The following is a 12,834-nucleotide window of genomic DNA, read 5'->3' on the forward strand; positions in this document are numbered from 1 at the left end:
TCGGTGGAACGGTCAACGGGCCGAATCCGGCCAGCGCATGATCCATCTCGGGCTAGGATCGACGGATGACGGTGCCGCAGCCACCCGAGCCGATTCCCGGGGCTCGGCTGCTCTTCTCCCTCGATCCCTCCGTCAGCCACCTCAACCACGGCGCGTTCGGCGCCGTACCGATCGCCGTGCAACGCGCCCAGCAGCGCCTGCGCGACGAGATGGAGGCCAACCCGCTGCGGTTCTTCACGCAGGGCCTGGTCGACCGGATCGCCCACGCCCGGCGGCACCTGGCCACGTTCCTCGGCGCCGATCCGGACGGCACCGCGCTCGTCGGCAACGTCACCGCCGGCGCGGCGGTGGTGTTGCAGTCGCTGGCGCTGCGTCCCGGCGACGAGATCGTGACCACCGACCACGGGTACGGGGCGGTGGCGCTGTCGGTCGCCCGGGAGTGCGCCCGCACCGGAGCGGTGTCCCGCACCCTGCCGGTGCCGCTCACCGCCACCGACGAGGCGGTGGTCGAGATCGTCCGCGACGGGCTGCGCCCGGGGCGTACCAAGCTGCTGATCGTCGACCAGCTCAGCTCGCCGACCGCCCGGCTGTTCCCCACGGCGGCGATCGTCGCGGTGGCCCGGGAACAGGGCGTGCCGGTGCTGGTGGACGCCGCCCACGCGCCGGGCATGCTGCCGGCCACCGTCGCGTCCGTCGGCGCCGACTTCTGGGTCGGCAACCTGCACAAGTGGGCGTACGCGCCGCGCGGCACGGCAGTGCTCGTGGTGGCGCCGCAGTGGCGGGAGAGGATCCAGCCGCTCGTCGTCTCGTGGGAGCAGGACGGCGGTTTCCCGGTCCGGGTGGAGTGGCAGGCGACGCTCGACTACACCGGCTGGCTGGCCGCCCCGGTGGGCCTGTTCACGTTGCGCAGCCTCGGGATCGACCGGGTACGCGCGCACAACGCGGCGCTGGCCGCGTACGGGCAACGGGTCGTCGGGGACGCGCTCGGTGTGGCGCCGGAACGGCTGCCGGAGCCCGGCGGACCGGCGGTCGCCATGCGGCTGGTGCCGCTGCCGCCCGGTGTCGCGACGACGCTGGACGCGGCCCGGGAGTTTCGGAGCCGGATCGCCGACCGGCTGTCCGCCGAGGTCTCGATCGCCGGCTGGAACGGGCGCGGTTATCTGCGGCTGTGCGGCCAGGTCTACAACACCCCCGACGAGTACGACCGGCTGGCCGTCCGGCTGCCCACGCTGCTCGCCCAGGGCTGAGCAGGACACCCGATCACCCGGCGACGTCGGCGGGAACGGGGTGCAGCGGGAGCAGCCGCACGCGGCCGAGCCCGAGCAGGGCCAGCGGATCGAGGTATTCCGCGTCGTGTCGCAGCCCCCAGTGCAGGCAGGCCGCCTCGGCGCACCCGGGATGCCCGGCGAGCAGCTCACCGACCGGCGTTCCGGCGTACACAGGGGTACCGGCGGTGACCCGGGAGCGGACCGGCTCGTAGGTGGTGCGCAGCCCGTCGGCATGGCCGATGGTCAACACCGGCCGGCCGGCGACAGTGCCGGCGAACAGGACGATCCCGGGACCGGCCGACAGCACCGGCGCACCGGGCGCGGCGGCGAGGTCGACGCCCCGGTGCCCGGACAGCCAGGGCTGCGGCGGCGGGTCGAACCGCCGCACCACCCGGGGCGCGCCCGGCAGCGGCCACCGGAACCGCCCGCCCGGCGCACCCCGAATTCCCGCAGCCGAGGCGACAGCCGCAGGAGAACCCGAGGACGACAGCGCCGCCCGGGACGGCACGGAGGCGCCCGGCAGGCAGGCGACGAGGACCAGCACCGCAAGCACAGACCGGCCGATGGCAGTACGCACGCCGGACACCCTGCCGACGCCGAGCACCGTCCCGCGAGCCCGACCCGACCGCCCTGTGGACGAGGCCCCGGCTGTGGACGAGCGCCGGAATCGGGGCCGATCTGCTACGGCACAGACGCCTATGCTGGCCCGATGACGAAGGACTGGTACGCCTGGCATCGCGACTACGACCAGCCCGAGTCGGCTCTGGCCCGGCGGCTCGCCGAGGTGCGGCGGCGTGTCTCCGACGCGCTGGACGCGGCGCCGCCCGGTCCGCTGCGCGCGCTGAGTCTGTGCGCGGGTCAGGGCCGCGACCTGATCCCGGTGCTGGCCGCCCATCCCCGGGGTGGCGACGTGACCGCCCGCCTGGTCGAGCTGGATCCGCGCAACGCCGATCTGGCCCGCCGGGCGGCCGCCGACGCGGGGCTGACCGGCGTGGAGGTGGTGACCGGGGACGCCTCGCTGACCGACCGCTACGCCGACCTGGCCCCGGCGGATCTGGTGCTGGTCTGCGGCATCTTCGGCAACATCGGCGACGACGACATCCGGGCCACTGTGCGGCACTGCGCCTCGCTCTGCGCGACCGGCGGCACGGTGCTGTGGACGCGATACCGGCGCGAACCGGACCTGGTGCCGGTCATCTGCGAGTGGTTCGCCGAGGAGGGCTTCGAGCCGGTCGCGGTGAGCAGCCCGGCCGACGGTGTGGGCGTCGGCGCGCACCGCTTCACCGGCACGCCCCGCCCGCTGGCGCCGGGCGCGCGGATGTTCGCGTTCATCGGCTACGACGTGCTGGAGCGGACGGAGCCGTCATGACCACAGTGGACGGGATCAGCCTGCCCTCCCGGGTGGCCGGGCCGGACGAGGCGATCAGCACCGAGGAGCTTCAGCTCGCCGCGCGCAACCACGGCATCCCGCTGGAGGCGTTGCGGTACGACGTGACCCCGGCGGGCCTGCACTACCTGCTCATCCACTACGACATCCCGGACGTCGACCCGGCCGCGTACGCGCTGAGCGTGTCCGGCGCGGTCGAGCGTCCACTGCGGCTGGACCTGGCGGCGCTGCGCGACCGGCCGCGGGTGACCCACCGGGTCACGCTGGAGTGCGCGGGCAACGGCCGGGCGCTGCTGCATCCCCGTCCGGTCAGCCAGCCCTGGCTGGTGGAGGCGGTGGGCAACGCCGAGTGGACCGGTACGCCGCTGGCGCCGCTGCTGCGCGAGGCCGGCCTGTCCGGCGACGCCGTGGATGTGGTGTTCACCGGCGCGGACCACGGGGTGGAGCGCGGCGTCGAGCAGGACTACCAGCGGGCGCTGCCGGTGGCCGACGCGCTGCGCGAGGAGGTGCTGCTGGCGTACGAGATGAACGGCGCTCCCCTGCTGCCGCAGCACGGCGCGCCGCTGCGCCTGATCGTGCCCGGCTGGTACGGCATGGCGCACGTGAAGTGGCTGCGCGACATCACTGTGACGACCGAGCCGTTCGACGGCTACCAGAACGCGGTGGCCTACCGGCTGCGGCGTGACGCGGACGACCCGGGCGTGCCGGTGACCCGCATCGAGCCGCGTGCGCTGGTTCGCCCGCCCGGGTTCCCGGACTTCATGTCCCGCACCCGGGTGCTGCGGCCGGGTCCGTGCACTCTGGACGGCCGGGCCTGGTCCGGCCACGCGCCGGTGACCTCGGTCGAGGTGACGACGGACGGGGGCGGGACGTGGGCGCCGGCGGTCCTGGACGAGCCGGCCGGGGGCGAGTGGGCGTGGCGCCGGTGGTCGGTGAGCTGGACGGCGACGCCGGGCCGGTACGTGCTGGGTGCCCGGGCGACCGACGCGTCGGGGCGTACCCAGCCGGTCGAGCAACCGTGGAACCGGGGCGGGTTCGCGAACAACCTGGTGCAGCGGGTCGACGTGGTCGTGCCGGCGGAGTGATCGGGGGCATTCAGCCGCCTGCGGTCAGCTCCCGAATCCGGAATCTGCGGGAAGCGAGATGTCGGGCTTTTCGAGCTCTTCCACATTGACGTCCTTGAACGTCATTACTCGAACATTTTTGACGAAACGGGCAGGGCGGTACATGTCCCACACCCAGGCGTCGTGCATCTCGACCTCGAAGTAGACCTCGCCGTCGGAGTTGCGCACGTGCAGGTCGACCTGGTTGGCCAGGTAGAAACGGCGTTCGGTCTCCACCACGTAGGAGAACTGGCGGACGATGTCGCGGTACTCCCGGTAGAGCTGCAGCTCCATCTCGGTCTCGTACTTCTCGAGATCTTCCGCGCTCATCGCACTCCGCCTTCCATGACCACATCTTCCCCCACCGACGCCGGAGGTCGCGGCTGCTCGCCCAACGCCACGCCGACGGTACCCCCTGACGCGCCGCAGTGCCCCATCGGCTCGTCCGGGCGCCCGGCGAACGCGCCGGGGCCGAGACCCGGCAGCCCGGCCGCGGGCTCGGGAGGCGCCGCGTCGGCGCCGTCGCCCGCCGGGCGGCGGGCGCGGGGAGGCCGGCCGTCCCGTCCGGAGACGGCGGCCACGTTCACGTACGAGAAGCGGTGTTCCCGGCAGGGCCCGAGCGCGCGCAGGGCGGCGCTGTGCTCGGCGGTGATGTAGCCCTTGTGCTCGGCGAAGCCGTAGCCGGGGAACCGCCCGTCCAGTTCCACCATGATCCGGTCCCGGGTGACCTTGGCCAGCACGCTCGCCGCCGCCACGCACGCGGCCACCCGATCGCCCTTCCAGACCGCCAGGCCCGGCACGTCCAGCCCGTCGACGCCGAAGCCGTCGGTCAGCACGTACTCCGGGCGGGTGGTCAGCGAGGCGAGCGCCCGGCGCATCGCGGCGAGGTTGCACACGTGCAGCCCGCGGGCGTCGACCTCCTCGGCCGGGATGACCACCACGGCGTACGCCAGGGCCCGTGCCACCACCTCGTCGTAGACGCGCTCGCGGGCGGCGGGGGTGAGCAGCTTCGAGTCGGCCAGCTCGTCGATCTCGCCGCGCCGGCCCTCGGGCAGGATCGCGGCAGCGGCCACGAGCGGCCCGGCGCAGGCGCCCCGCCCGGCCTCGTCGGCGCCCGCCACGTGCCGGAAGCCACGCCGTTGCAGGGCCCGCTCCAACGCGTAGAGGCCGCCGTCGCGGCGGATCACGGTGCGCGGCGGGGTCAGCACGCACCGCCTCCCGTCAGCACGGCGCCGAGCCGGCCGGGCAGGTCCGGCGGGTAGTAGCGCTCGGCGGAGGCGGCCAGCTCGGCGACCGGCCACCAGCGGTGGCCGTGCACGCTCGCCCGTTCGACGTCGTTGAAGCCGGCCGTGTCGACCTCCCAGCCGGTCACCCGGACCAGGTAGAACTGCTGCTCCTGGCGGTACCAGACGCCGTCGAACGGGAACTCGACGGTTTCCGCCCAGACCGGCGCGCCCAGCTCGGCCGGGGCCATCCGCAGGCCGGTCTCCTCGGCCAGTTCCCGGGCGGCGCCGTCGGCCGGGGACTCACCCGGGTCGAGCCCGCCGCCGGGGGTGAACCAGTAGCGGTGACCCGGCCGGGCCGGATCACTGCCCTGGAAGAGCAGCACCCGGTCGGACGCGTCGACCAGCAGCACCCGGGCCGCGCGACGAGGGGTGTAGACGGTCACCGCACCAGCCTGCCAGACGCCTGCGACGAACGACCACGCCCTCCCGCCGCCGGGGCGGGGCCGGCGTGCCGGAGCGTGGCGCGGGCCGGCTCAGGGATTGGGGATCCCGTCGAACTGCTCGGGGACGCTGAGCCAGGTCGCGCGGCTGACCGGCCAGAAGATGGTGAAGGCCCGGCCGACGACCTCGCCCTCGGGGATGGTGGCCACGTTGATGTCCTCGCCCGACTGCTGCCAGTGCTCCAGCGAGTCGCCGGACGCCTCCCGGTGGTCACCCATCACCCACAGGCGCCCCTTCGGCACCGTGATGTCGAAGTCCTGGTCGGCGGGCTTGTTGCCGGGGAAGATGAACGGCTCGTCGATCGGCTTGCCGTTGATGACCAGCCGCTCCTGGCCGCCGGTGCGGTCGCAGCAGACCACGTGATCGCCGCCGACGCCGATCACCCGCTTGATGAAGTCCTCACCGTCGGGGTTGCCGCTCCACTCGGTGGGCGCCTTGAAGACGATCACCTCGCCCCGGTGCGGCGAGCGGAAGTCGTAGACCAGCTTGTTGACAAGCACCCGATCGTCGATCTTGAGGGTGTTCTCCATGGACGGCGACGGGATGAAGAAGGTCTGCAGCACGAAGGCACGCACCAGCACCGCGACCAGGATCGCCACGCCCAGGAGGATGGGCAGCTCCTTCCAGAAGGAGCTGCGGGGCTTCTCGGTCTGCTCGTCGATCACGGGAGGAGCCTACGTCGCCGGGTGCGGCGCAGTCGCCCCGAACCCGCCAGAACGGTGAGCGTCGCCGCGACCGGGAGGATCAGGACGACGCCGCCGACCGGGTCGGGATCCACCGGCACCGGCCCCGCCGGCGCGGCGTCCGCGCGGGGCACGCTGGTGAACGTCTCCGGTACGGGCAGACTGGTCCACCGCTGCGACGGCCAGACGATCATGAAGGCGCGGCCGACCACGTTCTCGATCGGCACCGGCCCCTGACATCGGGCGTCCTGCGAGACCAGCCGGTGGTCACCCATCACGAAGATCTGCCCCGGCGGCACCACCACCTCGGTGAACTGCCGGGACCGGCACTCCTTCGGATTGGGCGGCAGCTCGACCGGGGAGTCCTCGGAGACGTACGCCGTCTCGTCCAGCGGCACCCCGTTGACCACCACCCGGCCGTCGTCGCAGCACCAGACCTTGTCGCCCGGTACGCCGATGACGCGCTTGATGAAGTCCTTCTCGCCGGGGCGGCTGACTCCCACCAGATCGCCGAGCGTGCGCCCGACCCGGCCGGCGAAGTTCGTCGGCGGCGCGGGCGCCTCCTGGGCGACCCAGCGGTCGGTGCCCCGGAACACCACCACCTCGCCGCGGACCGGGTCGCGGACGTCGTAGACGACCTTGTTGACGAGCACCCGGTCGCCGACGAGCAGCGTGTTCTCCATCGACCCGGAGGGGATGAAGAACGCCTGGAGCAGGAAGGTGCGGATCAGCACGGCGAGGCAGAACGCCACGATCAGCAGCAGCGGCAGTTCCTGCCAGAGCGGCATCTGACGGCGGCCACGGCGGGCCCGCCGGCGCCAGGGATCGACGGCGCCGTCCTCGTCAACCATCTGCACCATGCCACTCTCCGGTCCGCGGAAACGACACTACCGCCCGGGAGTCCCCTCGGAGACCCCACGGGCGGTAGTGGACCGTTTCGCACCGTCCGGCTGCGCCCGTATCGACCAGGGTAATGCGGTCTGGTCGATACGACATCCGCGCAGCTCGGGCGGCGTGGCGTACGGACGTCAGTTCGCCGGCTGCTTCTCCCGCAGCTCCTTGATCTTGGCCTTCTTGCCGCGCAGCTCACGCAGGTAGTAGAGCTTGGCGCGACGCACGTCACCGCGGGTCACGACCTCGATCCGGTCGATGCCCGGGCCGTTGAGCGGGTAGGTCCGCTCCACGCCGACGCCGAAGCTGACCTTGCGGACCGAGAAGGTCTCGCGCAGACCGTCACCCTGGCGGCGGATGACGACGCCCTGGAAGATCTGGACCCGGGACCGGTTGCCCTCGACGACCCGCGCGTGCACCTTGACGGTGTCACCGGCACGGAAGTCGGGCAGGTCGGTACGCTTCGACTGGGCGTCAAGGGCGTCCAGGATGTTCATCGCTGCGTCCTCGTGAGGCTCACGGCGCATCGTCAGTCGATGCGCGGATGGGTGATTCTGACCCCCGGGTGGTGACCGGCGGGACCGGCCCCGGTCGGGGGTCCTCGCAACCGCCCACGGCGTGGACGGATGCGGCAACCCCTCTACTTTGCCACATGCCCCGGTGGCGGGGAAAATCCGCCCCGGTCCAGCGTCGCCCGGTCCCGCTTGTCGAGCGCCTCCGGGGCCAGCGCGCCGATCATGTCCGGGCGCCGGGCCGCGGTCCGCAGCAGCGACTCGTCCCGCCGCCAGCGGCCGATCTTGGCGTGGTCGCCGGAGCGCAGCACCTCGGGCACGTCCAGCCCGCGCCAGCTCGCCGGCTTGGTGTAGAGCGGAGCCTCCAGCAGCCCGTGCGCGTGCGACTCCTCGTCCAGCGAACCGGCGTTGCCGAGCACGCCGGGCAGCAGCCGGGTAACCGCCTCCAGGATCACCAGCACGGCCACCTCGCCGCCGAACAGCACGTAGTCGCCGAGGGAGACCTCGGTCACCGGCATCCGGGTCGCGGCGTGGTCCAGCACCCGCTGGTCGATGCCCTCGTACCGGCCGCAGGCGAACAGCAGGTGCGACTCGGCGGCCAGCTCGTGCGCCAGGGCCTGGGTGAACGGGACGCCCGCGGGCGACGGCACGAGCAGCCGGGGCAGCGTGTGCCCGTCCGGGCTCAGCTCACCGGGCGCCAGCGCGTCCAGCGCCTCACCCCACGGCTCCGGGCGCATGACCATGCCCGGACCGCCGCCGTAGGGCGTGTCGTCGACGGTGCGGTGCACGTCGTGGGTCCAGGTCCGCAGATCGTGTACGGCCAGCCGCAGCGTGCCGTTCGCCCGGGCCTTGCCGATGAGCGAGAGATCCAGCGGGGCGAAGTACTCGGGGAAGATCGACACGATGTCGACGCGCATGCGGTGGGCTCCAGCTAGAGGTCGAGCAGGCCGCCGGGCAGGTCGACGACGACGCGACCGCCGGCCAGATCCACCTCGGGCACGATCGCCTTGACGAACGGGACCAGCGCGGTACGCCCCTCGGGGCGCCGCAGCACCAGCATGTCGGACGCGGGCGCGTGGTCGATGCGGGCGACCTCGCCCACGTGCTCACCGTCGCGGGTGACCACGGCGAGCCCGACCAGCTGGTGGTCGTGGAACTCCTCCGGGTCCTCCGGCGGGGCGACGTCGGCGCTGTCCACGCCGAGCAGCGTGTTGCGCAGCGCCTCGGCGACGTCGCGCTCCAGCACTCCCTCGAAGGCGACGAGCAGGCGGCCCTGATGCCAGCGGGCCGACTCGACGGTGAGTGTCGGCGGCACCCGCCAGGCACCGGGCTCCGACGGGGTGACCCCCGGCTCGGTGGTCAACACCGAACCGGGGGCGAACCGTGCTTCGGGCTCGTCGGTACGCACCTCCACGGTGACCTCACCGCGGATGCCGTGCGGCTTACCGATCCGGCCGACGACGAGAAGCATCAGTACGAGTCGACGATGTCGACGCGTACCCCACGCCCGCCGATGGAGCCGATCACCTAGCGCAGCGCCTTGGCGGTCCGGCCGGACCGCCCGATCACCGTGCCGAGGTCCTCGGGGTGCACGCGGACTTCGAGGCGCTTGCCCCGACGGGAGTCGACCATGCGCACCCGGACGTCGTCCGGGTGGTCGACGATGCCCTTGACCAGGTGCTCCAGAGCGGGACGCAGCGGCATGTCAGGCCTGCTCGCCGGACTCGGCACCGGTCTGCTCCTCGGCCTTGGGGGCCTCGGCCTCCGGCTTGGCGGCCTTCTTGGCCGGCTTCGCCGGGGTGTCCGCCACGCCGGCGGCGGCCTTCGCCTCGGCCTCGTACGCCGCCTTGCGGTCGGCCCGCTCGGGGGCGACCTTCAGCGGCGGCGGGGCAGGCAGGCCCTTGAACTTCTGCCAGTCACCGGTCAGCTCCAGCAGGCGCTGCACGGCCTCGCTCGGCTGGGCGCCGACCGAGAGCCAGTACTGGACCCGCTCCGACTTGACCTCGATCACCGAAGGGTCTTCCTTCGGCTGGTACACACCGACGAACTCGATCGCGCGACCGTCACGCTTGGTGCGCGAGTCGGCGACGACGATGCGGTACTGCGGGTTGCGGATCTTGCCCATCCGCAGGAGCCGGATCTTTACGGCCACAGTTGTTTCGCTCCTGTTGCGATCTCACCGGCCCGTACGGGCGGTGTGGCGGGTGAGCGCCGACCGGCACAGTGGGGTTTGGGCCGGAGACTGCTCGGTGAACTGGCGACGCGCCCGGGTTAGAGGGCGCCGGACGCGCGCCGGATACCAGCGAACCATTCTGCCAGATCCGGCCCGGAACTCTCACACCGGACCCGGACACCACGCCCGGGGCGGGTCGGGCCGTGACGGAGGACACCGGTTCAGCGCGCCGGCGGGCGGTCCCAACCGGGCGGAAGTTCGTCCGGTACGTCCCATTCCGCAGGTGGGGTGAAGTCGCACCAGGTGCCGTCGAACGGGAACTTGCCCGCCTCGGCGATCCGGATCACCCGCTCGCCCTCGGCGCGTACCGCCTTCTCGTCGGTCACCCAGTAGTGCTCCGGGAACGCCAGCCGCTCGGCGAACTCGTCCTCGTCCTTCCACTCCCAGCTCAGGTCCGGGTACACCACCACGTCGAGGTCCTGGTCGACCATGTCGACGCCGGCCACCGTGCCGTCGTCCCAGCGGACGCCGGGCTCCTCCAGGTTCACGTACCAGTTCTGGAAGCGGCCCGCCGCGTCGCGGAACCACCAGACCGAGTGCGCCGCGCCCGTGGGCAGGAACTTCAGCACCGGCGGGCCGTTCCACAGCCCCTGCGCGAGCCGGTAGGACGACGTCACCCACTCGGCGAACGGCACGGCCCGCATGCCCAGGCCGGCCTCCGTCACCTCGTGCGCGACGGGCGCCGTCCGCGCCACCCAGAGCAGCAGGCCGCGCTCGTCGTCGGAGACCACGCGGGCCGACCGGACCCAGCCGATCCGGCCGTGCCGCACGTTCCGGTGCAGGATCAGCCGTCCCGGCGCGAACCGGCCGGCCGGATCGCCGGGCCGCATCTCAGTACGCGCGGGCGAGGATCGCCACCAGGTCGGGCTCGTCCTCCGAGTCCGGCACCGAGCCGTCGGCACGCACGAGGCAGCGGACCGTCACGCCCTGGCCGTTCGCCTCGGCCTCGCCCTCGACGCCGACCGCCGACCACGGCACCCGCGCCCAGCCGGTGGCGGACGCCTCGATGGCCTCGGCCAGCGTCGACACCTCGACGGTGCGGGACCGGCGGAACTCCAGCGCCTGGTCGTGCAGCGCCCGCTGGTCGGCCTCCAGCGCGGCAAGGACCGCGCCGACCACGTCGGCGACGGGCGTCGGGGCCTTCGAGCCGTCCGTACGCCGGACCACCACGGCGTTGCCGGCGGCCAGGTCACGCGGGCCGACCTCGACGCGGACCGGGTAGCCGCGCAGCTCGGCGTCGACGGCCCGGCGGCCGAACGCGGTGTCGGTCCGGTCGTCGAGCGCCACCCGCACCCCGGCGTCCCGCAGTGCGTCGTGCAGCTTCCGGGCCGCCTCACCGACGCCGTCGCCGTCCTTGACGATCATCACGTACGCCTGGACCGGCGCCAGCTTCGGCGGCACCCGCAGCCCGTTGTCGTCGCCGTGGCACATGATCAGGCCGCCGAGCATCCGGGTGGACGTGCCCCAGGAGGTGGTCCACGCGTGCTCCCGGCCGCCCTCGGCCGAGGAGTAGCTGATGTCGAACGCCTTGGCGAAGTTCTGGCCCAGCTCGTGGCTGGTGCCCAGCTGCAGCGCCTTGCCGTCGCCCATCATGCCCTCGCACGTGTACGTGGCGGTGGCGCCGGCGAAGCGCTCCCGGGCGGTCTTCAGGCCGACCATCACCGGGATGCCGAGCACGTTGACCATGAGGTCCTCGTACGCCTCGTGCAGGATCCGCCGGGCGTAGGCGCGAGCGTCCTCACGGGTCGCGTGCGCGGTGTGCCCCTCCTGCCAGAGGAACTCGCTGGTACGCAGGAAGATCCGCGGGCGCAGCTCCCACCGGACCACGTTGGCCCACTGGTTGAGCAGCAGCGGCAGGTCACGGTACGAGTCGATCCACTTGGCCATGAACTCGCCGATGACCGTCTCGCTCGTGGGGCGCACCACCACCGGCTCGGCGAGCTGCTTGCCGCCACCGTGCGTGACCACTGCCAGCTCCGGCGAGAAGCCCTCGACGTGCTCGGCCTCCCGCTTCAGGTAGCTCTCCGGGATGAACAGCGGGAAGTACGCGTTCTCCGCGCCCGCCGCCTTGATCCGGGCGTCCATCTCGGCCTGCATCCGCTCCCAGATGGCGTAGCCGGCCGGTCGGATCACCATGGTCCCCCGGACCGGGCCGTTGTCGGCCAGCTTCGCCTTGGCGATCAGGTCCTGGTACCAGCGGGGAAAGTCCTCCGCACGGGGAGTGAGCACGCGTGCCATGACCGCACATCCTATGCGTCCCGCGACGGGTCGGCGCAGCCGGGCGCGCCCGCACTACCATCTGCCGTCATGCACCTCCCCGGGCCGGGGACGCACCACCTGACCTTCGCCGGCCACGACGGCGGGCGGTTCCGGGTCGAGGCGGAGTACGAACTCGAGGTGCGCTGAACGGCGCCCGTAGACTTCGATCACCATGCCGAAGCCGAGGAACGTCACACCGGTGCGCGAGGCGATCGTCGACGCCGCCCGCTCGCTGACCGTCACGACCGGCTGGGCCGGGGTCCGGATGGGCGCCGTCGCGAGCGCGGCCGGGGTGAGCCGGCAGACGGTCTACAACGAGTTCGGCACCAAGGCGGGCCTGGGCGAGGCGCTGGCCCGGCACGAGGTGGACCGGTTCGTCGGCCAGGTCCGGTCCGCGCTCGACGAGCACGACTCCGACGTCCGCGCGGCCGCGTACGCGGCGATCCACCGCACCCTCGCCTCGGCCGCCGAGAACCCGCTGGTCCGGGCGGTGCTGACCAGCACCCGGGGCGGCTCGGAGGAGCTGCTGCCGTACCTGACCACCCGGTCCGAGCTGGTGCTCGCCGAGGCCGCGGCGGCGCTGCTGGAGTGGACCGGCGAGCGCCTGCCCGACGCCGATCCGGCGGCGCTGGCGTTCGCGGCGGACAGCGTCGTACGCCTGGTGGTGAGCCACATCGTGCTGCCGGGCGGCCCGGTCGACGAGACCGCCGACCGGCTGGCCGTCCTGGCCGTGCGCCTGTTCCTGATGGCGGTGACGACGCGCTAGGCCCG

Annotated in this window: 17 protein-coding genes; 4 read left to right on the top strand and 13 right to left on the bottom strand. The window is 72.9% G+C overall.

Annotated features, from left to right (window positions below):
* The first annotated feature begins 65 nt into the window (after positions 1 to 65).
* Positions 66 to 1,247 (top strand): aminotransferase class V-fold PLP-dependent enzyme, encoded by a 1,182-nt coding sequence (locus V6U82_RS04395; RefSeq protein WP_334459330.1) that lies wholly within the window; start codon positions 66 to 68, stop codon positions 1,245 to 1,247.
* 13 nt (positions 1,248 to 1,260) lie between these two features.
* On the opposite strand, the gene V6U82_RS04400 is transcribed toward V6U82_RS04395, so the two are convergent.
* Complete coding sequence (locus tag V6U82_RS04400; protein WP_442933420.1) at positions 1,261 to 1,845, bottom strand: murein hydrolase activator EnvC family protein; 585 nt, start codon at positions 1,843 to 1,845, stop codon at positions 1,261 to 1,263.
* Between the two features lie 132 nt (positions 1,846 to 1,977).
* Here V6U82_RS04400 and V6U82_RS04405 point away from each other — a divergent pair, with 132 nt between their 5' ends.
* Both V6U82_RS04405 and V6U82_RS04410 read left to right on the top strand, forming a co-directional pair.
* Entirely contained in the window at positions 1,978 to 2,637 is a 660-nt protein-coding gene (locus tag V6U82_RS04405) for a class I SAM-dependent methyltransferase (RefSeq protein WP_334459331.1), read from the top strand.
* A complete protein-coding gene (locus tag V6U82_RS04410) occupies positions 2,634 to 3,740 on the top strand; it encodes a sulfite oxidase (RefSeq protein WP_334459332.1) in 1,107 nt (368 codons plus the stop codon). Before V6U82_RS04405 ends, V6U82_RS04410 begins: the two co-directional genes overlap by 4 nt.
* A 24-nt stretch (positions 3,741 to 3,764) precedes the next feature.
* Here the strand turns inward: V6U82_RS04410 and V6U82_RS04415 are convergent, their stop codons facing one another.
* From V6U82_RS04415 to proS, 12 genes are all read right to left on the bottom strand, one after another.
* Complete coding sequence (locus V6U82_RS04415) at positions 3,765 to 4,088, bottom strand: DUF2469 domain-containing protein (RefSeq protein WP_011905215.1); 324 nt, start codon at positions 4,086 to 4,088, stop codon at positions 3,765 to 3,767.
* The gene (locus V6U82_RS04420) at positions 4,085 to 4,966 is read right to left on the bottom strand and encodes a ribonuclease HII (protein ID WP_334459334.1); all 882 of its coding nucleotides are present in this window, start codon (positions 4,964 to 4,966) and stop codon (positions 4,085 to 4,087) included. Before V6U82_RS04420 ends, V6U82_RS04415 begins: the two co-directional genes overlap by 4 nt.
* Positions 4,960 to 5,427, bottom strand: coding sequence for an NUDIX hydrolase (locus tag V6U82_RS04425; protein ID WP_334459335.1), 468 nt, complete (start codon positions 5,425 to 5,427; stop codon positions 4,960 to 4,962). The genes V6U82_RS04420 and V6U82_RS04425 overlap by 7 nt, the downstream gene beginning before the upstream one ends.
* Before the next feature lie 90 nt (positions 5,428 to 5,517).
* Positions 5,518 to 6,150, bottom strand: coding sequence for a signal peptidase I (gene lepB, locus V6U82_RS04430; protein ID WP_114919649.1), 633 nt, complete (start codon positions 6,148 to 6,150; stop codon positions 5,518 to 5,520).
* Entirely contained in the window at positions 6,147 to 7,028 is an 882-nt protein-coding gene (gene lepB, locus V6U82_RS04435) for a signal peptidase I (RefSeq protein WP_334459336.1), read from the bottom strand. The genes lepB (V6U82_RS04430) and lepB (V6U82_RS04435) overlap by 4 nt, the downstream gene beginning before the upstream one ends.
* 168 nt (positions 7,029 to 7,196) lie before the next feature.
* Complete coding sequence (rplS, locus tag V6U82_RS04440; RefSeq protein WP_013284591.1) at positions 7,197 to 7,556, bottom strand: 50S ribosomal protein L19; 360 nt, start codon at positions 7,554 to 7,556, stop codon at positions 7,197 to 7,199.
* 143 nt (positions 7,557 to 7,699) lie between these two features.
* Positions 7,700 to 8,488 carry a tRNA (guanosine(37)-N1)-methyltransferase TrmD gene (trmD, locus tag V6U82_RS04445; protein ID WP_128136374.1) on the bottom strand — a complete coding sequence of 263 codons (789 nt, stop codon included), beginning with the start codon at positions 8,486 to 8,488 and terminating at the stop codon, positions 7,700 to 7,702.
* Between the two features lie 14 nt (positions 8,489 to 8,502).
* On the bottom strand, positions 8,503 to 9,042 hold the full coding sequence (gene rimM / locus V6U82_RS04450; protein WP_334459338.1) for a ribosome maturation factor RimM: 540 nt from the start codon (positions 9,040 to 9,042) through the stop codon (positions 8,503 to 8,505).
* 56 nt (positions 9,043 to 9,098) lie between these two features.
* On the bottom strand, positions 9,099 to 9,302 hold the full coding sequence (locus V6U82_RS04455; RefSeq protein WP_334459340.1) for a KH domain-containing protein: 204 nt from the start codon (positions 9,300 to 9,302) through the stop codon (positions 9,099 to 9,101).
* Complete coding sequence (gene rpsP, locus V6U82_RS04460) at positions 9,277 to 9,723, bottom strand: 30S ribosomal protein S16 (RefSeq protein ID WP_120571174.1); 447 nt, start codon at positions 9,721 to 9,723, stop codon at positions 9,277 to 9,279. The genes V6U82_RS04455 and rpsP overlap by 26 nt, the downstream gene beginning before the upstream one ends.
* Positions 9,724 to 9,965: 242 nt before the next feature.
* Positions 9,966 to 10,634: a DUF402 domain-containing protein gene (locus tag V6U82_RS04465; RefSeq protein WP_334459342.1), complete on the bottom strand. Its 669-nt coding sequence runs from the start codon at positions 10,632 to 10,634 to the stop codon at positions 9,966 to 9,968.
* Position 10,635: 1 nt separating this feature from the next.
* Positions 10,636 to 12,042 carry a proline--tRNA ligase gene (gene proS / locus V6U82_RS04470; protein WP_334459343.1) on the bottom strand — a complete coding sequence of 469 codons (1,407 nt, stop codon included), beginning with the start codon at positions 12,040 to 12,042 and terminating at the stop codon, positions 10,636 to 10,638.
* Between the two features lie 193 nt (positions 12,043 to 12,235).
* Here proS and V6U82_RS04475 point away from each other — a divergent pair, with 193 nt between their 5' ends.
* Positions 12,236 to 12,829, top strand: coding sequence for a TetR/AcrR family transcriptional regulator (locus V6U82_RS04475; protein WP_334459345.1), 594 nt, complete (start codon positions 12,236 to 12,238; stop codon positions 12,827 to 12,829).
* Positions 12,830 to 12,834 lie beyond the last annotated feature (5 nt).

This window comes from Micromonospora sp. CPCC 205554, from assembly GCF_036902745.1.
GTDB classification, from domain to species: Bacteria; Actinomycetota; Actinomycetes; order Mycobacteriales; family Micromonosporaceae; genus Micromonospora; species Micromonospora tulbaghiae.